Annotated in this window: 17 protein-coding genes; 12 read left to right on the top strand and 5 right to left on the bottom strand. The window is 36.6% G+C overall.

Annotated elements, in window-relative coordinates; translation table 11 throughout:
* The first annotated feature begins 55 nt into the window (after positions 1–55).
* The 5 genes from JNG87_RS11170 to JNG87_RS11150 all read left to right on the top strand — a co-directional run bounded on the left by JNG87_RS11170 (position 56) and on the right by JNG87_RS11150 (position 4,282).
* Entirely contained in the window at positions 56–874 is an 819-nt protein-coding gene (locus JNG87_RS11170) for an undecaprenyl-diphosphate phosphatase (protein ID WP_202838511.1), read from the top strand.
* Between the two features lie 20 nt (positions 875–894).
* A complete protein-coding gene (gene truB / locus JNG87_RS11165) occupies positions 895–1,593 on the top strand; it encodes a tRNA pseudouridine(55) synthase TruB (protein ID WP_110009310.1) in 699 nt (232 codons plus the stop codon).
* 80 nt (positions 1,594–1,673) lie between these two features.
* The gene (locus JNG87_RS11160; protein WP_202838510.1) at positions 1,674–2,168 is read left to right on the top strand and encodes a hypothetical protein; all 495 of its coding nucleotides are present in this window, start codon (positions 1,674–1,676) and stop codon (positions 2,166–2,168) included.
* Entirely contained in the window at positions 2,168–2,890 is a 723-nt protein-coding gene (rluF, locus tag JNG87_RS11155) for a 23S rRNA pseudouridine(2604) synthase RluF (RefSeq protein WP_110009312.1), read from the top strand. Before JNG87_RS11160 ends, rluF begins: the two co-directional genes overlap by 1 nt.
* Before the next feature lie 180 nt (positions 2,891–3,070).
* Entirely contained in the window at positions 3,071–4,282 is a 1,212-nt protein-coding gene (locus JNG87_RS11150; RefSeq protein ID WP_202838509.1) for a hypothetical protein, read from the top strand.
* A 78-nt stretch (positions 4,283–4,360) separates the two neighbouring features.
* Here the strand turns inward: JNG87_RS11150 and JNG87_RS11145 are convergent, their stop codons facing one another.
* On the bottom strand, positions 4,361–5,620 hold the full coding sequence (locus tag JNG87_RS11145) for a helix-hairpin-helix domain-containing protein (protein WP_202838508.1): 1,260 nt from the start codon (positions 5,618–5,620) through the stop codon (positions 4,361–4,363).
* A 237-nt stretch (positions 5,621–5,857) separates the two neighbouring features.
* On the opposite strand from JNG87_RS11145, the gene JNG87_RS11140 reads away from it, so the two are divergent.
* Positions 5,858–6,082 carry a hypothetical protein gene (locus JNG87_RS11140; RefSeq protein ID WP_202838507.1) on the top strand — a complete coding sequence of 75 codons (225 nt, stop codon included), beginning with the start codon at positions 5,858–5,860 and terminating at the stop codon, positions 6,080–6,082.
* Positions 6,083–6,188: 106 nt separating this feature from the next.
* Here the strand turns inward: JNG87_RS11140 and JNG87_RS11135 are convergent, their stop codons facing one another.
* Complete coding sequence (locus tag JNG87_RS11135) at positions 6,189–6,533, bottom strand: MerR family transcriptional regulator (RefSeq protein ID WP_062671077.1); 345 nt, start codon at positions 6,531–6,533, stop codon at positions 6,189–6,191.
* Positions 6,534–6,736: 203 nt separating this feature from the next.
* On the opposite strand from JNG87_RS11135, the gene JNG87_RS11130 reads away from it, so the two are divergent.
* Positions 6,737–7,618 (top strand): AraC family transcriptional regulator, encoded by an 882-nt coding sequence (locus JNG87_RS11130; RefSeq protein WP_202838506.1) that lies wholly within the window; start codon positions 6,737–6,739, stop codon positions 7,616–7,618.
* Positions 7,619–7,750: 132 nt separating this feature from the next.
* On the opposite strand, the gene ccoG is transcribed toward JNG87_RS11130, so the two are convergent.
* Positions 7,751–9,193 (bottom strand): cytochrome c oxidase accessory protein CcoG, encoded by a 1,443-nt coding sequence (gene ccoG, locus JNG87_RS11125; protein ID WP_202838505.1) that lies wholly within the window; start codon positions 9,191–9,193, stop codon positions 7,751–7,753.
* A 254-nt stretch (positions 9,194–9,447) separates the two neighbouring features.
* Between ccoG and JNG87_RS11120 the strand changes: the two genes are divergently transcribed.
* Positions 9,448–10,341 carry an SMP-30/gluconolactonase/LRE family protein gene (locus tag JNG87_RS11120; RefSeq protein ID WP_202838504.1) on the top strand — a complete coding sequence of 298 codons (894 nt, stop codon included), beginning with the start codon at positions 9,448–9,450 and terminating at the stop codon, positions 10,339–10,341.
* Positions 10,342–10,419: 78 nt separating this feature from the next.
* Here the strand turns inward: JNG87_RS11120 and JNG87_RS11115 are convergent, their stop codons facing one another.
* Positions 10,420–11,727 (bottom strand): DEAD/DEAH box helicase, encoded by a 1,308-nt coding sequence (locus JNG87_RS11115; protein ID WP_202844275.1) that lies wholly within the window; start codon positions 11,725–11,727, stop codon positions 10,420–10,422.
* A 475-nt stretch (positions 11,728–12,202) separates the two neighbouring features.
* On the opposite strand from JNG87_RS11115, the gene rpsA reads away from it, so the two are divergent.
* The 4 genes from rpsA to JNG87_RS11095 all read left to right on the top strand — a co-directional run bounded on the left by rpsA (position 12,203) and on the right by JNG87_RS11095 (position 19,191).
* The gene (rpsA, locus tag JNG87_RS11110) at positions 12,203–13,993 is read left to right on the top strand and encodes a 30S ribosomal protein S1 (protein ID WP_137905342.1); all 1,791 of its coding nucleotides are present in this window, start codon (positions 12,203–12,205) and stop codon (positions 13,991–13,993) included.
* Positions 13,994–14,376: 383 nt separating this feature from the next.
* Entirely contained in the window at positions 14,377–17,004 is a 2,628-nt protein-coding gene (locus tag JNG87_RS11105; protein WP_238349567.1) for a T9SS-dependent M36 family metallopeptidase, read from the top strand.
* Between the two features lie 128 nt (positions 17,005–17,132).
* Complete coding sequence (locus tag JNG87_RS11100; protein ID WP_202838502.1) at positions 17,133–18,110, top strand: EamA family transporter; 978 nt, start codon at positions 17,133–17,135, stop codon at positions 18,108–18,110.
* A gap of 88 nt (positions 18,111–18,198) precedes the next feature.
* Complete coding sequence (locus JNG87_RS11095) at positions 18,199–19,191, top strand: alpha/beta fold hydrolase (RefSeq protein WP_202838501.1); 993 nt, start codon at positions 18,199–18,201, stop codon at positions 19,189–19,191.
* Positions 19,192–19,336: 145 nt separating this feature from the next.
* On the opposite strand, the gene JNG87_RS11090 is transcribed toward JNG87_RS11095, so the two are convergent.
* Positions 19,337–20,479 (bottom strand): MFS transporter, encoded by a 1,143-nt coding sequence (locus JNG87_RS11090; RefSeq protein ID WP_202838500.1) that lies wholly within the window; start codon positions 20,477–20,479, stop codon positions 19,337–19,339.
* Positions 20,480–20,537: the final 58 nt, after the last annotated feature.

Below are 20,537 nucleotides of genomic sequence, written 5' to 3'. Positions count from 1 at the left end.
TGAGCTGATTTTTCTAATTCTTAAATCTTTTAATCTTTTTAATTTTTAAAAGAATATGGATTTAATCAAAGCAATTATTATTGCCATTGTAGAAGGGTTGACGGAATATCTTCCGATTTCCTCTACAGCACATATGGGATTTACTGCGAATCTTATGGGGTTGGAAGAAACAGAATTTTTAAAAATGTTTCAGGTGTCTATTCAGTTTGGAGCTATTCTATCTGTCGTAGTGGCATACTGGAAAAAGTTTTTTGACTTAAATAATATTCAGTTTTATTTTAAACTTGCATTTGCTGTAGTTCCGGCTTTGGTGTTGGGGTATTTATTCGATGATAAAATTGAAGCCGTTCTTGGGAACCAGATTGCGATCTCTTCTGTATTGGTGTTGGGTGGTGTAGTTTTATTGTTTGCAGATAAATGGTTCAGGAATCCTAAAATTGATGATGAAAAAGGAATTACCGTAAGAAATGCTGTTACCATTGGTTTCTGGCAGTGTCTTGCGATGATGCCGGGAACAAGCCGTAGTGCGGCCTCTATTATTGGAGGAATGGCACAAGGCCTTACCAGAAAGGCTGCTGCAGAATTTTCTTTTTTCCTTGCAGTCCCTACCATGCTTGCTGTAACCGTGTACTCAGTTTTTGTTAAGACCTGGGGAAAAGAAACCGCAAATCCGCAGAAAGGATATGAAATGATTATGTCTTCACAGGATCATATTATGATCTTTGTAATTGGAAATATCGTTGCATTTATTGTAGCACTTATTGCCATTAAAGCATTTATTGGTGTGCTTAACAAATATGGATTCAAACCTTGGGGCTGGTACCGTATTTTTGTAGGAATAGCTCTGTTGATTTATTTCTATTTCTTTAAATAAGAAATCTTTTATACTCATTCATGACTGCTGAAGAACTGAAATCAGGATACATTTTTTTATTGGACAAACCTTTGGACTGGACTTCCTTCCAGGCTGTCAATAAAATGAAATATAAACTTAAAAGGGAATTTGATCTTCCCAAGAAATTTAAAATCGGACACGCCGGAACTTTAGATCCCAGAGCAACCGGGCTTCTTATCGTCTGCTGTGGAAAATTTACAAAGAAAATTCCTGAAATTCAGGATGCTCCCAAAGAATATTGGACAGAGATCAAGATCGGTGTCCAGACAGAATCCTATGATACCGAAAAACCTGAAATTCTTCACCAGGATATCTCTCATATTACTGAAGAACAGGTAAAAGAAGTGCTGGAAAAATTTGTTGGGGAAATTGAACAGAAACCACCCGTTTATTCAGCGATTAAAATTGATGGCGAAAGAGCTTACAATCTTGCCAGAGCAGGTGAAGAAGTGGAAATGAAGGCAAGAAAAACAACCATCCATTATATCAAAGACATAAAAATCGATTTTCCTTTGGTGAGTTTCATGGTAGGCTGTTCAAAAGGAACATACATCAGAAGTCTGGCTCATGATATCGGGCAGGAACTGGGAGTAGGAGCTTATCTGACACAGCTGAGACGTACCAAAATTGGTGATTATGCCATTGAAGATGCTACAGATCAGTTCCTGAATAACGAGTACAGATTCGAAAGCCTATGAAAATAAAATTATCCATTTTCTTATTAATATTTTCTTTTTGTAAAGCATTTTCTCAGGATACAGAAACTGGAAAATCAAAAATGGATTTTTACTTCAATCCTTCTCTGAATGTAGGATTTAATATTAATAAGAAGAACCAGACCAGCAATTCGCAGTATATTGAAAACAGATCTTCATTAGGAAATCTTACTTATGGGATTACTGCTGTGGGTGGATATAATTTTCTTCCTAACTTTGCATTGGGAACAGGATTTAAATATAGTTTTATCCAGGATAATTATCATCTGATTTATTGGGTTATTCAACCAAAGATTATTTTTTCTCCGGGCGAAAGACCTTTTTATATCGATATTAATTATGGAAAACAGCTTAATCACTCTGCTGTTTCAGATACTGAATTCTGGGGCGGGAGACTGGGAATGCAGGTTTCCTATTCAAAAAGATTGAGCCAGGAAGGAGGAATTGTTTTTGAATCACATCGGCTGAAAGACGGAGCTGACGGTTTTTTCATAGGGCTGAGCTATGGAATTACCCTTTTCAGCAATAAAAATTATACCGGTTACGGAAAAGACTAATGGAAAAGACACGTATTAATAAATATTTATCAGAAGCAGGGTACTGTTCGAGAAGAGCAGCAGATAAACTTTTGGAGGAAGGCAGAATTAAGATAAACGGGAAAATTCCTGAATTGGGAACCAAAGTTTCTGATGAGGATCTCGTAGAAGTAGACGGAAAACCCATCAGAGAGCCTCAGGAAAAACCTGTGTATATCGTTTTTAATAAACCGGTAGGAATCGTTTGTACTACCGATACCAAACGTGAAAAAAATAATATCGTAGATTATATCAACCACCCGAAAAGAATTTTTCCTATCGGAAGACTGGATAAACCTAGTGAAGGGCTTATTCTATTAACGAGTGACGGTGATATTGTCAATAAAATCCTGAGAGCTCGAAATAATCACGAGAAGGAATATCTGGTTCGTGTAGATAAGCCGATCACTCCAAAATTCCTGGAGAAAATGAGAAATGGAGTTCCTATCCTTGATACTGTGACTAAAAAATGTGAGGTAGAGAAGATTGATGAAATGAATTTCAGAATTATCCTTACCCAGGGACTGAACAGACAGATCCGGAGAATGTGCGAATATCTGGGGTATGAAGTTAAAAAACTCAAGAGAATCCGTATTATGAATATCAAACTTGATCTGCCGATAGGGAAATGGAGAGATATGACTGATGAGGAGCTTAATACCTTAAACTCTTTGCTGGTAGATTCCAGTAAAACATTTGATTAAAAATATCCAAGATACTTTAACGGTTTTAATTTCATGCTTCCTTGTATTAACTACAGGAAGCATTATTTTTAATGTCATTTATTATTTTTCACATATTAGTGTAATATGTTTTTGTTTTCATTGGAAATGTTTTATATTTATAATACTAACAATGATAATCACAAAACCATGAAATTAAAAATGAATTCAGTGTTCTTGTTTGTTATTCTGGTAATATCCACGGGTTGCCTGAATGAGAACCACAATCCCGATCATCCTCATAATACCTCGTTTTACATTGATTACAGAAGCATAAAAGGGTCATCAGACGGAATAGCCGTTATAGAACTTGATCCTGAAGCTCCGAATTTTGGAAACATCAGCAGTAAGCTTGAATTGGGTAATGGGGTATTGCCCCATCATATTTATTACAATCTGGATGCAAAAAAAATGTTCACCACTGCTTTGGGAGGCAGTTATCTCTATGAAATAAAAACGGATAAAGACCAATACGGACAGCCGAAATTAATCAGTGCAACTCCTATTGATACGGGCGAGAATACAGTAGGTGAAAACTTGTTTTTCACAAATGACGGTAGATATTTTATGACCTTTATGGGTGGGGCAGGAGGTCCGAAAGACGGAAGTATTGGCGTTTTTAATGCTAATAATAATCAGCTTATCAAAACGATTAAAGCTCCCATTCAGGTTAATCCCGGTAAGTTTATCATGTATCCGCATGGCATTTCCGTTAATGAGGAAAAAGGATTAATGATGGTGACTTCTACCATTCACCCTGATCTTACGACAGGAATGGGAAATACCTGTACTTTGTTAGATCTGAATACCTATGAAATCAAGGAAACATACCAGGTAGCAGACTCACCAGCAGATTTGTCCGCTCCGGTTGAGGTGTTGTTACTTCGCGGAAAATTTCCACAATATGCACTTGCTACAACAATGCTTGGCGGTGATATCTGGATTGCCCCATACAATACCGCAACCAAAAAATATGATGCTTTTACCAAGATTTTTGACGGAAGTACACAAGGATTAGGCTGGGCGCTTGAAATGTATATTGATGATACAAACAAGCTCTATGTAAGTTTTGCAGATCCTGGAAGAGTGCTTGTTTTTGATATAAATAATCTTCCCCAGCTAAAGCTTTTGAAGACTTTTGAAGCTGACAGAGGGGCGCATCATATGGCTTTCTTTAAAACCAAGTCAGGAAAAGATGTTGTAGCAGTACAGAATAATCTATTGGATCTTCCTAACTTAAATTCCGGTACGATTAGTATCATTGATATTAATTCCGGGAAAAAATTAGGAACAGTAGATTTAAGGAATAAATATGGAATTCTACCGGAATCTATTGAAGGAACTAACGGACCAGGCAGTTATATGCATCACTAAAATGTAGGACATTATTTACAGTATAACTCTTCCGGAATATTATTTTGGAAGAGTTTATGTCAACTTCTTGTTGTCACGTTATTTTACATATAATTTCATTCTTTCTTCATACTCAGGTTTCAGTTTTAAAAGTTTCCATATTTTTTTATCATCTGGATTACTAATCCTGTAGAATATGATTTTATCTGCTGAGTACTTGAAATAAGGATGATTTTTAAGCCATTCCTCCGGTGCATTTACTAATGAGTACCGGGGAACATCTGATGTATTCAATGGCGCTATTGAAATCAGTTTCTGAACCAGGTCCTGATCGATGTTGTAAGTACTTAGAATTTGCTGCTTATTCATAAAGCCTCCCAGTTTCTTTCTGAAACCAATGATTGAACCTGCACTTTTTTCATCCAGTCCGAATTCTATAAGCTGTTTAAACGTAATGGTATTAAGGTCTGTTTTTGAAAAGTCTGTTTTTTCCTGCTGTTTTTCCTGAAGTTTGATATAAGGTTTCATTTCCTGAAATTTCTCAGCAGAAATCACAAAACATTTCTGCAGATCGTCAAGGCTTTTAAAGCTTCCTCTTAAATTCCGGTTCCGGTAATTGAGGATTGTGATTGCTTGTTTTTCTGAGAATCCAAGTGTTTTCCAGCCCTCTAAGTCCAGTTGATTAGGATCAAAAATATGATATTGAATTCTGGATTTTACAGGATTATCCTTCGCGAAATTCCTGAAGTTTTCCGGAGTTTTTGCCGGCAGCAAAAGATAAGGTTCGATTTTGCTGTAATTTTCCGGGGAAATGATGAAGCATTCTTTAAACTTTTCCTTACTGATAAAACTTCCCCCGAGATAATTTTTATACTTTATAATAGCTTCTGCCTGCTTTTCACTGAAACCCATCTTAAGCCAGTCGTGGACAGAAAACTGATCAGGATTGAATTTCGCTGAAACCAGAATTTCTTTCTTTCCGTAGGAAGAGAATCCTTTTGGATCCTTTTTTTCTGTTACTTCAGGAAGTAAGATGAAAGAGGCAAGTTCACTGAATTTCTCTTCGGAAATAGCATAACATTTTTTCAACTGCTCTTTTGAAGTAAATTTTCCTCCTATCATATCTTTATACTTAAGGATAGTAGCAGTTTGTTTCTCTGAAAATCCAAGTTTCAGCCACTGTTCTTTGTCCAGTTGATTAGGATCAAAATCTGATAGATCCCGTATTGAAGAATCTTTAATAAAGGTAACTTCAGGAAAAGGTTCTTTTTCACGACTGGTGTATTTCTGATAGGCTAATAAAACAGTCAGCAATGTGACCATCAATGCCAGTTTCCGGTAATAGTTTTTTCTCATCATATAGTAAACGTAATAATAAAAATAAAGCACTGCAATAGCTGATAATGAAATGGTTAAATATGATAAAGAGAAAGTGTTTTATGGTTTAAAAGGTGGTGGGAATATTGTCTTTTATGCGATATAATTTCGTAATTGATACTGAAATTCTTGATTGCTTTTTATATAGCATTTCTTCAAACGGCTTGGTTTTTGTAATTTTTTCATCATACTTATTAACCTTATTAATTGATCATGAATATGAATTACACTGAAGCATTGAAATACAAGGAAGAGGCATTAAAAAAAGCCGATAGTACAGTGGCTGACAATTACCATATTGTTATAGTTCCGGCTGATACAGCTGAAAGTGCGAGGTATATTGAAGAGTACACCAAAAAGCCTGAAAACTTTAAAGATGACAGCTGTAAGAAATACTGTTCAAACGGAGAATATCTGGTGGTGAGTTTTAAGAAAGAAGAATAATTTTGGACAAAAAGCAATAATGAATCATTGGTTTTGCCATGTGTTACTATCAATAAAAACCTCCGCTGCAATTCATTGCAGCGGAGGTTTTATATTTTCAAAGCATTTAATCCTCTTCCCGTTCTCCTAAAGACTCTTTCAGCTTGATCAGTTCAGCTTTTACAAACTCCAGGCGGTCGATCAGAGTAATGGTTTCGGAAATTTTACTGTTGGTGGTCAGAGCGATACGGGCTCCGTCAAGGGTATATCCTTTTTCTTTTACGAGATGGTAGATCATCTGAAGATTTTTAATGTCTTCAGGAGTGAAATACCGGTTCCCTTTTCTGTTTTTTTTAGGCTTGATAATAGGGAATTCCTGTTCCCAGTAACGTATTAATGAAGTGTTTACATCGAATGCTTTCGCAACTTCTCCTATAGAATAATACAGCTTATCAGGTAAATTTATTTTCATTTTACAACTCCTAAACTTCAAAGATAAAAATTTTTTAAAGTTTCATCCAAAATATATTGTAAAAAGTGCGGTCAGACTTTGTTTTAAAGGAAAAATAAAGATGTAAAATCATCACAAAACAGCCATTTGGTCATCACAGAGAAGAAGAGCAGCTATTACCGGTTCTTTTTATCTAAATTTGTGAATCCTTAAGATATTTATCAATGAATCCGATCTCCGTTCTTCATATCGATCTTTTCCAGGCGGGTAAAAATACTTCAGATTTTTATTTTAACACCATGAAGAGTCATTTGGTGCTGGGACATCGTCATATAGAGAAGCCTCACAGACATGATTTCTATGCAGCAGTTCTCTTTACCAAAGGAACAGGAGTGCATGAGATCGATTTTCAAAGATATGAAGTCTCTGAAGGAAGTCTTTTCTTCTTGTCACCGGGACAGATTCACAGCTGGGAGCTTTCGGAAGATATAGACGGTTACATTTTCTTTTGTTCCCAGGAATTTTATGAAATGCATTATGTGAATCAGAAACTCAGAAATTTTCCGTTTTTCGGATCCGTATCTTTCCCGCGAAAACTACAATTGAACGCTCAGGAATTGAAGAAAAACATGAGTTTATTTAAAGAACTGGGAGAAGAGCATCAGGCTAAAAACATTATGAAAGAAGGTCTGATTTTATCACTAATGTCTCAGATTTTTATTAATGCTGCAAGATTGTTTTCAAAAGATTTTGATACAATGGATTCTGCTGCCGGACTTTCTTATTTTAAACATTATCAGGATTTCGAAAATCTGATTGAACAAAACTTCACAAAACACAAGTCCATTACGCATTATGCCTCTTTGTTAGGTATTTCATCCAAACATCTGAACAGGATTGCCCAGACTGTTGTTCAAAAAACAGCAACTGATGTCATTACTGAAAGGGTAGTGCTGGAAGCCAAAAGAATGCTCATGTATCTCGACGAGAGTTTGGTGGAAATTGCCTTTAGACTGGGATACGAAGAATATTCCTACTTTGTAAGAGTATTCCGGAAAAGCTCCGGAATGACTCCCACGCAGTTTATGAGGAAATATAAGGCTTAATGAGTTCCAAATTCAAAGTTTAAGGTTGGGGAGGAATGCGTTGGAAAACCATCCCGCTCCTCCAGAGGAGGGGAATGGGAAATATCAACTACTTTTCCTACTTCCTATAACTTATTACCCGCTACCTGCCACCTAAAGAGCCAACTTAAACGGTCCTTCAAAAGTAGTTTCAAACGAATCTACCAGCTGTCCTTTTTCATCAAATACTCCGATGACCATATTTTGTTTTGAGAATTTAATTTCGTCTTCAGGAAAGGAAATGTTGATGTTTCCTTTCAGGATCTGATCTCCTTTCAAAATAATTTTTTCAGAACCGAAATAGGTAATTTCCGCATTCGTTGGAGTGATCACTTTGATGGTAAGCATCTTTTTCTCGTTTGATTTATTCAGAAGGGTATAGATAAAAGTATTGGTGATTTTACCGTTCTTAATAAAAAATGTAGAACCTGCAGGTTTGATGAATTTGGCTTCCATAGAACCACGGTCATACATTAAAAACCCAAGGAACCCAATCAACAAGGCAAGGATAACAGTTGTGGCTTTCATTCTTGGAGTAAACCGGAATTTGTCCTGATTTTCAATTTCTGCTTCCGTAGCATAGCGGACCAATCCTTTAGGTAAGCCAACTTTCTCCATAACTTCATCGCAGGCATCAATACAGGCTGTACAGTTTACACATTCCAGCTGCTGTCCGTTTCTGATATCGATTCCTGTAGGACATACCACAACACATTGGTTACAGTCTATACAATCTCCTTTTCCTGCTGCTTTTCTGTCTTCGTTATTTCTCCATTTTGCACGGCCTTCTCCTCTTTTAAAATCATAGTATACATTGATCGTTTGCTTGTCGATCAATACACCCTGCAGCCTTCCGTAAGGGCAAACCAGCGTACAAACCTGCTCACGAAGCCATGCGAAAACAAAATAGAACGTCATGGTAAAAAAGATCATAACGATAAACTTCAGTGAGTTGGCTTCAGGTCCTTCACTCATAATACGGAAAACTTCTTCGTAGCCCACAATATACATGAACATAAAATGAGAAATAATCAATGAAATTAAAAGGAAAACAGACCATTTCGTCAACCTTTTTCTTATTTTCTCTGCATCCCATTCCTGTCTGTCCAGCTTCATCTGTTTATTCCGGTCTCCTTCGATCCAGTATTCGATTTTACGGAAGACCATTTCCATAAAAAGCGTCTGCGGGCATAGCCACCCACAGAATATTCTTCCGAAAACGACAGTAAATAACATCACAAAAATGACGGAGGTTACCGCCCCTAAAGCAAGAATAAAAAAGTCCTGCAGGTAAAACGGCTGTCCGAGAATAAAGAATTTCCTGTCGATGACATTGATCAGCAGAAAAGGATTATTATTGATCTTTACAAACGGCAGTCCGAAAAATAAAGTAAGAAGAAAATAGCTGGTGTAATTCCTGTAGTTGGTATACTTTCCTTTGGGCTTTCTGGGAAAAATCCACTTCCTTTTACCGGTTTCATCCATGGTTCCCACTGAATTTCTGAAATCTTCATTTTCAATTTCCAAAGACTTGATATTGTTGGACTCTGCGCTCATTGTTATATGCTATAAAAGTATTTTAGTACAATTTTCATCCTGACCAATCTTATTTTCAAATTGACTGTTCCATGAAAAAGTGATTGATTCTGTTACTGCAAAGCTCCGGATTATATCTTTTCATTACTAATATGATCTACTTCCAAAATAGGATAATTAGGACATTTTGTATCTGTTGTTTTTATTGTATCAAAACGGGAAAATATTTTGAAACCTCTAGGTCATATCGTAAATTGCAACTTTAAAAATGAAGCATGAAGAATATACTTAAAATAGGTATGATTGGTTTGGTTTTCGCATTGGTAAACTGTCAATCAGTAAATTATAGTAAAATGTTTTATGAGGGAGTGCAGCCGGAAAAGGTTTCGGACAAGTTCAGTTTCACAGAAGGACCATCAGCAGATAAAGAAGGGAATGTTTATTTCACCGATCAGCCTAATGATAAGATTTATTATTGGGACTGGAAAACCAATCAGGTGATAGAGTTTTTGAATAAAACAGGAAGGGCAAACGGAACACACTTTGACAAAGATGGGTATTTGATTACCTGTTCAGACGATCAGGGTGAGATATGGAAGATATCCAAAGACAAAAAAGTAGAAGTTCTGCTAAAAGGTTTCGAAGGAAAAAGGCTGAACGGCCCCAATGATGTCTGGAATGATGAATTTGGAGGAATGTACTTTACAGATCCTTTGTATGAAAGAGATTACTGGGTTGGTTTTAAACAGGAAATTCAACATAAAAGTCTTTATTACAGAGATAAATCGGGAAAAGTTACCCAATTAGAAACTTTCACCCAACCCAATGGTATTATTGGGAGTGAAAAACTAAAGAAATTGTACTTATCTGATATTGATGCCGGAAAAACCTACGTTTATGATATATTGGGAGAAGGAAAATTATCTGAGAAAAAACTGTTCTGTGAAATGGGGTCAGATGGCATGACGATGGATAAACACGGAAACCTGTACCTGACAGGAAAAGGAGTGCATGTTTTCAACAGTTCCGGGAAGAAGATCTATCACATCCCGATTCCTGAAGACTGGACTTCCAATGTCACTTTTGGCGGTAAAAACAATGATATTCTTTTCATTACTGCCTCCAGGTCAGTGTATACTTTCCCTCTGAGAGTGAAAGGAATTAAATAATATTATGTCATTGCGGGGAGGGCAGATTGCTTCGTTGCTGTGCCCCTCGCAATGACAATAAAGTGTAGAGTGAGAGGTCTAATAAGCAATCTCCATTTTTACTTTCTTACCTTTCAGTTTTTCGTTCTGAAGCTTTCTTAAAAGGGCATTTACTTTATTTCTGGAGACGGCAACATATGATGTCGTATCTTTTACTTCGATAATTCCCACATCTTCTTTTTGAAGCTCTCCTTTCTTTAACAGATATCCTACAATATCCACTTTGTTTACTTTATCCTTTTTTCCTGCACTGATGTAAACCGTCTGGAAAGGTGTTTTTTGCGGAACTTTAGTGAATCCGGCAACGTTTTCTTCAGGAGTATTGTTTTTAATGAACGGGAAGTTTTCCTCTTCAGTCATGATCAGGTAGACAAAACCTTTGGCGTTCATTCTTGCGGTACGTCCGTTTCTGTGGATGAAAGCATCTTCTTTTGGAGGAAGCTGATAATGAACAATCGATTCTACCTCAGGAATATCAAGTCCGCGGGCAGCAAGATCCGTAGTAATAAGAATTCTTGCAGAATCATTACGGAATTTCAGCAGCGCACGTTCTCTTTCATCCTGTTCCATACCGCCATGGAAGGTTTCTCTGTCTATTCCCATCTGATGAAGAAGTTCAGAGATACGGTCTACAGCATCACGGTGGTTGCAGAAGATCAGGGTTCTTTTGTTTCCGATTTTACAAACCAGATTGAAAAGTGTATCCAGTTTTTCCTCCGGAATAGTCATCACTTTTCTCAGCTGGAGATCCGGTTTTACATCATTTTCTTTAAGGAAATTGATTACTTTTTCATCTTTTAAGCCTGTAAACGTGGGAATTTCATCCATAGCTGTGGCAGATGTTAAAATTCTCTGAGAAAGTTCTTTTAAAGAATTGGAAATGAATTCCATATCATCATGAAAACCCAGTTCCAGAGCTTTGTCGAATTCATCAAGAACCAGAGTCTTAATTGTTTTCGGATCAAAATTATTATTTCTCAAGTGGTAAACAACTCTTCCCGGAGTTCCGATCAATACAGCCGGAGCTTCAATTAAATTATTAACCTCAATTTTTTTGTCATGTCCTCCATAGCATACAGAAACTTTAAAATCTGTTCCCATGGATTTAAAAACCTGCTCAATCTGTAAAGCAAGTTCCCTTGCCGGAACCAGTATCAAAGCCTGAACACCCTGAACATTTTTTTTCAGATTTCTGACAACAGGAAATAAAAAGGCCAGCGTTTTCCCGGATCCTGTAGGAGAGAGTAAGACAATGTCTGTATTGCTTTCAGACGCTTTATAAGTAGATTTCTGCATCTGATTCATATCCTGAATCTGCAGTTTTTGATAGATCGGCTGTAATTCCATGCTGCAAAGGTAGTGAATTTTGGAGTTTGAGGATTTGAGAGTAGGAGAGTTTGAGAAGGATTGGAAAGTGTGGTCCTTCTTTAATTCTGTCTTACTGTCATTCTGAATGAAGCGCAGCGAAATGAAGAATCTCATTTTTGTCTTCTGCTTATTGATGCCTCTTGTAAATTTTCAGTGTATGGTCATTATGACATCGGATATTGCTTAATTCTGAATGTAAGACGGTTAGTATTAGAATGTCATACTGAGCTCAGTCGAAGCATCCTTTTAATCAAGGTGTTGATTTTTAAATATATAAGTTAAATATTAGCCTGGCAAAATCTATTGCTTATTTTAAATAAAATTCATATCTTTGCACCCACTTTTGTGGCGAAAAGGTTTGAAGAGTAAATTACTTAAAATTAATTACTTCCGTATTTTTTAATCTGCATTTATTCAAACCGTTAAAAAAGAAGGAATACAAATTTATTAGAAAATGTCAAAAGAGACAAATTCAGCAGAGGTTTTATTAAACCAAAATGTAGCACCAGAACAATTTGATTGGGATTCATTCGAATCAGGTCTTGATGCAGATGCGAGAAAAGAAAAAAGCGATTTAGAAGAAATCTACAACGGATCATTAAACAACTTAGACGATAACGACGTTCTAATTGGTAAAGTTGTAAGATTAACTGATAAAGAAGCTATCGTAGACATCAACTTCAAATCTGAAGGTGTTATCTCTCTAAACGAATTCCGTTACAACCAAGGCCTGAAAGTAGGTGACGAGGTAGAAGTAATGGTTGACAAGAGAGAAGACAAAACTGGACAATTACAGTTATCTCACAGAAAAGCGAGAACGCTTAAAGCTTGGGATAAAGTAAACGAACTTCACGAAACTGGAGAAATCGTTAACGGTTTTGTTAAATCAAGAACTAAAGGTGGTATGATCGTTGACGTTCACGGAATCGAAGCATTCTTACCTGGTTCTCAAATTGACGTTAAGCCAATTAAAGATTACGATCAGTTCGTAGGAAAAACTATGGAGTTCAAAGTTGTGAAAATCAACCCTGAGTTCAAAAACGTAGTGGTATCTCACAAAGCATTGATCGAAGCAGATATCGAAGGTCAGAAAAAAGAAATCATCGCTCAGCTTGAAAAAGGACAGGTTCTTGAAGGTACTGTTAAGAACATCACTTCTTACGGTGTATTCATTGACTTAGGTGGTGTAGATGGATTGATCCACATTACAGACCTTTCTTGGTCTAGAGTGAACCACCCATCTGAAATCCTTGAGGACGGACAAACTGTAAAAGTTGTAATCCTTGATTTCGATGATGAGAAAACAAGAATCCAATTAGGTATGAAGCAATTAGAAGCTCATCCTTGGGATGCTCTTTCTGCTGACTTGAAAGTAGGTGACAAAGTAAAAGGAAAAGTAGTAGTTCTTGCTGACTATGGTGCATTTGTAGAAATCGCTCCAGGTGTTGAAGGATTAATCCACGTTTCTGAAATGTCTTGGTCTACTCACTTAAGATCTGCTGGAGATTTTGTAAAAGTAGGTGATGAAGTAGAAGCTGAAGTATTAACTTTAGACAGAGAAGAAAGAAAAATTTCTCTTGGTATCAAGCAATTGTCTAAAGATCCATGGGAAAACATCGAAGCTAAGTATCCGGTAGGATCTCAGCATGTAGGAACTGTAAGAAACTTCACTAACTTTGGTGTATTCGTAGAGTTAGAAGAAGGTATCGACGGATTAATCTACATCTCTGATCTTTCTTGGACTAAGAAAATCAAGCACCCATCTGAGTTCTGCGCAGTAGGTGATAAATTAGATGTTGTAGTTCTTGAATTAGATATTCAGGCTAGAAGATTATCTCTAGGTCACAAGCAATTGACTGAAAACCCATGGGATAAATTCGAAACTAAATATGCTGAAGGAACTATCCACGCTGGTAAAGCTGTAGAAGTTCACGATAAAGGAGCTTCTGTTCAATTCGAGGATGCTGAGGTTGAAGCTTTCTGCCCTTCAAGATTATTAGAGAAAGAAGATGGATCTAAAATCAAAAAAGGTGAAGAGGCTCAGTTCAAAGTAATCGAATTCAACAAAGAATTCAAGAGAGTAGTAGTATCTCACACAGGTATCTTCAGAGACGAAGAGAAGAAAAACGTAAAAGAAGCTTCTTCTAGAAACGTAACTTCTTCTTCTAACAACGAAGAAAGATCTACTCTTGGAGACATCGACGCATTAGCAGAGTTGAAAAGAAAAATGGAAGAAGGTAAATAATCTTTGAACCATTATAATACATAAGAGCCGCTCATTTGAGCGGCTTTTTTTATGGCTATACGGCAAGGAACATACAAGTGTAATAAGACAGTACGGAAACAAAAACTATCAGATAAAACAGTAAAAGAAGATTTCTGTAGGCAGAAATTTATATTCATTAAAATGACTTATAAAAAGAAAATGTTTGTATGAAAAAGAATTAAACATACGGTAAACATAATGTGGTACGTATAAATATAATGCATGGTTCTCATAATTGAGAAATATGTAAATTGATTTTAAAGTATTTTTTCTTTATTTGTCTTGATTTATGTTTAATTTTTAATATAAAAAGTATTAAAGTTATGTGAATTATTTGTAGATTAGCGCCTTTAATAATGGATATGAAAAACAAAGCTTTACCTATTTTATTTGCAGTATTTTCTGCATTTCCGGCAATATTATTCGGACAGGATAATGAAAAACTCATTAAAGATTATATTTCTCAAAATAAAATCAGGGAATATAAAAAGTCTGATCTTAATAATATCATTATTGATAATGTAGATCTGTCAAAATCATTGAATGGTAATGTTGTTAAATTTTTACAGACGTATAATGGTTTGCCAATATACAGCTCTGTAGGAACAGCATTGATTCAGGACAATAAAATTGTTTACTACACCGATAATTTTGTAAAAGATTATACTGCATCTACATCTGGTACAGCTGCAATCAGTAAAAGTACAGCGCTTCAGAAGATTGCTGAAGATCTGAAAAATCCTGAGATAGCAAACTTCACTATTCTTGAGTATCTTGAAAAAACTCAGAAGAAAGCGACTTCAGCCAATCAAAGATTGGTATACGCAAATGATGAAAGCGGAAACCTCCGTTTGGCATATGAATATACCTTAATGGAGCCAAAGTCTCCCAATTACTGGAATATTGTAGTAGATGCCAATAATGGAAATATCCTGTTAAAAAGTAATCTTACGTTATCCTGTAATTTTCATCACGATGCTTATTCATCAGATGCGGAATATAGCCATGCCGATCACTTTGAAAATACCCTGGTGGGACCTCAGAATAACCTAGCACAGAATAATATTCCGTTACTTCTACCGGATAATGCATCATATAATGTATTTCCATTACCTATTGAAGCACCAACTTTTGGTTCAAGATCTATTATTACCAACCCCTGGATCCTGAGTGCTTCTCCTGAAGGATGGCATTCTGACGGAACCAATCATTACACGATTACAAGAGGAAATAACGTTTTTGCCTATGAAGATTCGGCTGGAACTGCTTTAACTGCACCTGATTATCTTACAGGAACTCCGGCAGACGGAGGAGCAACAAGAAATTTTGATTTCCCTTTTAACATCAATGAAACTCCGTTAAATAACAGAAATGCTGCTATTACAAATTTATTTTATCTGAATAACAGAATTCACGACGTTTTCTATAAATTTGGATTTACAGAATCTGCCAGAAATTTCCAGCAGAACAATTTTGGTAACGGACCTGTTGGAGGAGATGATGATTCTGTATATGCAGAGGCGCAGGATGGAAGCGGATTAAATAATGCGAATTTCTCTTCAGGGCAGGATGGTTATAATGGAAGAATGCAAATGTATCTCTGGTCTCCGGTTGGAAGAGTATTTTTCTATAATGCACCAAGTGTTGCTGTTTCCCGAACACCGGGAGCAGGAACTGCACAGTTCGGTAATCCACTACCAATGAACGGCCTGACAGGAGATGTTGCACTTTCATCAGTTTTAGACGGATGTACGGCTTTACCTGCAAGCTCATTGACTAATAAAATAGGACTTGTTGAGAGAGGAACATGTGCTTTTGCTGTAAAAGTGAAAAATCTTCAGGATGCCGGAGCTAAAGCGGCCATTATATATAATAACGTGACCAATGGCTCTACTCTGGGAAATATGGCGGGTAATGACCCTACAATTACAATCCCTTCAGTATTGATTACCAATGCAGAAGGGGAATATATCAAAACTCACCTTGCAGCAAGTACAACAGTAAATGTTACTCTAAAAGGAAACCAGACTCCTGACGGAAGTTTTGATAACGGAATCGTAACCCATGAATACGGCCACGGAATATCCAACAGAATGACCGGTACCGGATACAACTGTCTGAATTCAGGCGTGAGTAAGGAACAGATGGGAGAAGGATGGTCTGATTTCTTTGCTTTAATGCTGACAAACAAAGCAGGAGACGATGCTACAGTAGCGAGAGGTACTGGTACTTATGCAATAGGTCAGCCTATAACAGGTGGTGGTATCAGACCTGCAAAATATTCTACCAACATGACGGTTAACGGATTTACATACGGAAATACCAACGGAATGGAATACAATAACGGATCAGCAATTGTTCCGGATGTACACTCTATTGGTTTTGTCTGGGCAACCATGTTATGGGATCTTCACTGGAAATATGTTGAAAAATACGGTTATGCTTCAGATGTACTGTCAACAACCCCTAACGGAAGCACAAAAGTATTACAGTTAGTAACAGACGCTCTTAAACTTCAGGGCTGTAATCCTAGCTTTATTGATGGAAGAAATGCAATATTGGCAGCTGAGATGGCAACAACTCAGGGACAGGATAAATGTATGATCTGGGGAGTTTTTGCAAGAAGAGGTTTAGGAGTGAATGCATCAGCAGGAGCTAAAAATAATATTAATGATCAGGTTCAGGACTTTAACGTTCCGGAAGCATGTTTATTGGCTACCAATGATGTAAAGGCAGATAAGAACAACAACATTTCTATCTATCCAAACCCGGCCAAAGATGAATTCTATATTAAATTCCCAAGCAATACTCTTGGAAAAGTAAGCGTAGAATTGTATGATATGTCTGGTAAACTGGTTTCTTCAGAAGATAAAATCTCACCGGATGCCAAGAAAGCAATTTCTACAAGCAACCTTGTCAACGGAACTTATATGGTTAAAATCAAAGGACTAGGTTTTGAAGCTGCATCTAAAGTAATGGTTAAGAAATAATTTACTTTTATAATCAATCTCAAAAATCGCCACAAGCTTTGCTTGTGGCGATTTTATTTATCTATCACCATGACACTGCTGAATGATTTAATTTATATGTTGTACCTTTGCAGGCTGTTAAAAAAATTATGAAGAAGAAAAATATACTAAAAGGTGTTTTATTTGTAGGGATTGGAGCTAGTATATACGGTATGTTGGCCACTTTTGTAAAAATGGCTTATCATGATGGCTTTACAACCTCAGAAGTAACTACTTCCCAATTCGTATTAGGTTTGACGGGACTTTTGATCCTGAACTTTATTCAGACCCTAACCTCAAAACAGAAATTATCGGTGCCCAGTTCTAAAGAAGTAAGAATGCTCTTGCTTGCAGGAACTTCTTTGGGCGGAACAAGTTTATTCTACTATATTGCCGTGCAATATATCAATGTTTCCATTGCTATTGTATTATTGATGCAGTCGGTGTGGTTCAGTGTGGTGGTAGAAAGTATTCTAACTAAAAAACTTCCCAACACAAGAAAAGTGGTTTCTGTGGTTATCGTTTTGTTGGGAACGGTTCTGGCAACCAATCTTATTAATATGGAAATAGAGCTGGACTGGCACGGAGTATTCTGGGGGCTAATGGCAGCCGCTTCATATACTTTAACAATGTTCACCTCTAATACGCTGGCTACTCATCTTCCGGTTTTCCGAAAGAGTATTATTATGCTGGCGGGTGGTTCAGTTGTCGTTTTTGCATTCTTATTCTTTGCCCAGATAGGGCCTATGTATTTTGATGGCTTAAAATCATTATACCTGAATTTTACTGATAATACAGAACATATCCATTCATTTAATTATTCAATATTTCTCACGTATGGATTTGTACTGGCGCTTTTTGGAACTATTATTCCGCCTATCTTATTCAATGTTGGGTTTCCCAATGCAGGATTGGGCCTTGGAAGTATCGTTTCATCACTGGAACTTCCGGTTTCCGTAACCATGGCTTTCGTTTTGCTGGGAGAGAAAGTATTTTTCATTCAGTGGGTAGGTATTGCCTTGATTCTTTTTGCAATTGTTTTAATGAATTTACCTTCAAAACAGGAAAAAGAAGTTTCAATGGCATAATGGTCTGAAAAATATTAACTAAAAATAACAGTTAAAACCGTTCCTTTTGGAGCGGTTTTTTTAATTTTAATCTTTAAATAAACGTTTTATGAAACATTTCAGAAATATAATGTCCGCTTTTGCTTTAACGGTCTCCGGTTTTATATTTTCACAGGTAAAACCTCTGGATGCAATGCTGTCTGATTATCAATATCCTTACGAAGTTCATTTTCTTAATTTCAAGTCTCAGGGTGAAGATTTGAAAATGGCTTATATGGATGTAAAGCCGCAAAAACCCAACGGAAAAACGGTCATGCTTCTCCACGGTAAAAACTTTAATGGAGCGTACTGGGAGAGAACAGCAAAAGACCTTTCTGCTAAAGGTTTCCGGGTAGTGATTCCTGATCAGATAGGATTTGGAAAGTCTTCAAAGCCTCATGCTTACCAATTTTCTTTTTCACAGCTTGCAGAAAATACAAAAGCGGTTCTGGATGAACTGAAAATTGACAAAACCATCGTACTTGGACATTCAATGGGAGGAATGGTGGCCACCAGATTTACGTTATTATATCCTGAAAAAGTACAGAAACTGATTCTCGAAAACCCGATCGGACTGGAAGATTATAAAACTTTTGCAGCCTACCAGACCATTGATCAGGCTTATCAGTCTGAACTTAAAAATACAGCCGAAACCTATAAAAATTATCAGCTGAAATTCTATTACGACAATAAATGGAAAGAAGAATATCAACCCTGGCTTGACTTAATTGCTGGCTGGACTCTTCATAAAGATTATCCTCAGGTCGCATGGGATGCAGCGCTTACTTCGGATATGATTTACAATCAGCCGGTATGTTATGAATTTAAAAATATAAAAGTTCCGACATTGCTTATTATTGGAACAAGAGACAGAACCGCAATAGGAAAGGACAGAGCTCCTAAAGAACTTCAACCTAAAATGGGGCAATATCAGGAATTGGGAAAGAAAACCCAACGTGAGATTGCAGGCTCAAAGCTTGTTGAGATTGAAAATGTCGGGCACCTTCCGCATATCGAAGTATATCCTAAATTTTTTCAAGCACTGTATGATTTTATACAATAAATTAATTTTAAAATATAAAATATTTGAAACATTAAGTTTTTGCAAGTGAGTAAAATAATAAGCTTTATATACATTTTGCTTAATTTTTCATCTTTGATGAAACTTACCTAATCTTATCACCTTCATTAAACTTAATGTTTCAAAATCAATTCTTTTTGTTTCCAAACAGCAATAAAGTACCAACTCCAATTCCAGAAAACAGGACACACGCAATTCCCAGATTTTGTATCAGTCCAATACTCACCAATCCTAAACCTATCAGAACATAATAAATTAATCCTAATAAAGCCCCGGCGCTTCCTGTTTCGTTTTTATAATGAATCAATGCAGTACTTAAAATATTGGGAATTGCAATGCTGAATGCCATCACAATAAAGAAGTAGGGAATTACAAAATAAATTCCTGTACCTGTCAGAATCCAGACAAAAACAGAGGCAGCCAATGCGGAGAAGGTACTTGCTTTGACTAAATATTCAGACCGTATATTCTTCAATAATAAAAATCTGTTAAGCTTTGCTCCCACGAAGGTACCGCCAGCCAGTATTATACTGCTGTACCCGAAAACATAAGAGGAATAATGATTTTCTTTAAAGATAAACGGAGCCAGTGAATAGTATGAAAATAGCAAGACATTAAAGCTCATAATCAATAAGCAGCACTTGATGATACTCTGATCAAGCAGCATCCGTTTCAACAAGTTGATCAACGTCTTCAAGTTGATGGATTTCTTTACATGATGAGTTTCAGCAATTTTCTGTCTGGAAAGGAGTAAAAAAAGTATACTCAAGATACACAATGTAATAAATACGCTCTGATGTCCGCCGGAGGAAGCCAGTATTGAGCCTGTAACCATTCCGATTACCGGACTGATGGACAAGCCTATTCCGATCCAGGAAAATACTTTGCTGAGATTATCTTTGTCAAAAGTATCTCTTAAAATGGTTTGTGTTACAATGGAACCCACCGAAATTCCGAATGCAGAAATAATCCTGGCTCCCAGAAGAACCATAAAATCAGGAGCAAAAACAGCCGCCAATGTTCCTGCCCCATAGGTAATGAGACCATATTCCAATGATTTTTTCCTTCCGATCCTGTCGCATTGCACTCCCCAAAATGCCACACCCAGTGCAAATGCGATAAAATATAAACTGATTGTTAAGGTAACTGTTTCTTCATGGACTCCAAACTGTTCCTGTACCATTGGCAAAACAGGACTGTAGATGGTTTCCACAAACTGCGGAAGCATCACAAGCAGGGTCAGCAGCCAGATAGGATTTGTCTTTTTCATTTTTTTTCTGCAAAGTTTCCAAAAAATCAATGTATATTTATAATGATATAAAAACAAA

The organism is Chryseobacterium cucumeris (genome assembly GCF_016775705.1).
GTDB lineage: Bacteria > Bacteroidota > Bacteroidia > Flavobacteriales > Weeksellaceae > Chryseobacterium > Chryseobacterium cupriresistens.
This window is presented reverse-complemented; position numbering and strand designations above follow the sequence as displayed.

Bases quoted from the DNA above. Each gene is read 5' to 3' on its own strand.
- JNG87_RS11170 (WP_202838511.1), top strand. From the start codon at position 56: ATGGATTTAATCAAAGCAATTATTATTGCCATTGTAGAAGGGTTGACG.
- truB (WP_110009310.1), top strand. From the start codon at position 895: ATGACTGCTGAAGAACTGAAATCAGGATACATTTTTTTATTGGACAAA.
- JNG87_RS11160 (WP_202838510.1), top strand. From the start codon at position 1,674: ATGGATTTTTACTTCAATCCTTCTCTGAATGTAGGATTTAATATTAAT.
- rluF (WP_110009312.1), top strand. From the start codon at position 2,168: ATGGAAAAGACACGTATTAATAAATATTTATCAGAAGCAGGGTACTGT.
- JNG87_RS11150 (WP_202838509.1), top strand. From the start codon at position 3,071: ATGAATTCAGTGTTCTTGTTTGTTATTCTGGTAATATCCACGGGTTGC.
- JNG87_RS11145 (WP_202838508.1), bottom strand. From the start codon at position 5,620: ATGATGAGAAAAAACTATTACCGGAAACTGGCATTGATGGTCACATTG.
- JNG87_RS11140 (WP_202838507.1), top strand. From the start codon at position 5,858: ATGAATTACACTGAAGCATTGAAATACAAGGAAGAGGCATTAAAAAAA.
- JNG87_RS11135 (WP_062671077.1), bottom strand. From the start codon at position 6,533: ATGAAAATAAATTTACCTGATAAGCTGTATTATTCTATAGGAGAAGTT.
- JNG87_RS11130 (WP_202838506.1), top strand. From the start codon at position 6,737: ATGAATCCGATCTCCGTTCTTCATATCGATCTTTTCCAGGCGGGTAAA.
- ccoG (WP_202838505.1), bottom strand. From the start codon at position 9,193: ATGAGCGCAGAGTCCAACAATATCAAGTCTTTGGAAATTGAAAATGAA.
- JNG87_RS11120 (WP_202838504.1), top strand. From the start codon at position 9,448: ATGAAGAATATACTTAAAATAGGTATGATTGGTTTGGTTTTCGCATTG.
- JNG87_RS11115 (WP_202844275.1), bottom strand. From the start codon at position 11,727: ATGGAATTACAGCCGATCTATCAAAAACTGCAGATTCAGGATATGAAT.
- rpsA (WP_137905342.1), top strand. From the start codon at position 12,203: ATGTCAAAAGAGACAAATTCAGCAGAGGTTTTATTAAACCAAAATGTA.
- JNG87_RS11105 (WP_238349567.1), top strand. From the start codon at position 14,377: ATGAAAAACAAAGCTTTACCTATTTTATTTGCAGTATTTTCTGCATTT.
- JNG87_RS11100 (WP_202838502.1), top strand. From the start codon at position 17,133: ATGAAGAAGAAAAATATACTAAAAGGTGTTTTATTTGTAGGGATTGGA.
- JNG87_RS11095 (WP_202838501.1), top strand. From the start codon at position 18,199: ATGAAACATTTCAGAAATATAATGTCCGCTTTTGCTTTAACGGTCTCC.
- JNG87_RS11090 (WP_202838500.1), bottom strand. From the start codon at position 20,479: ATGAAAAAGACAAATCCTATCTGGCTGCTGACCCTGCTTGTGATGCTT.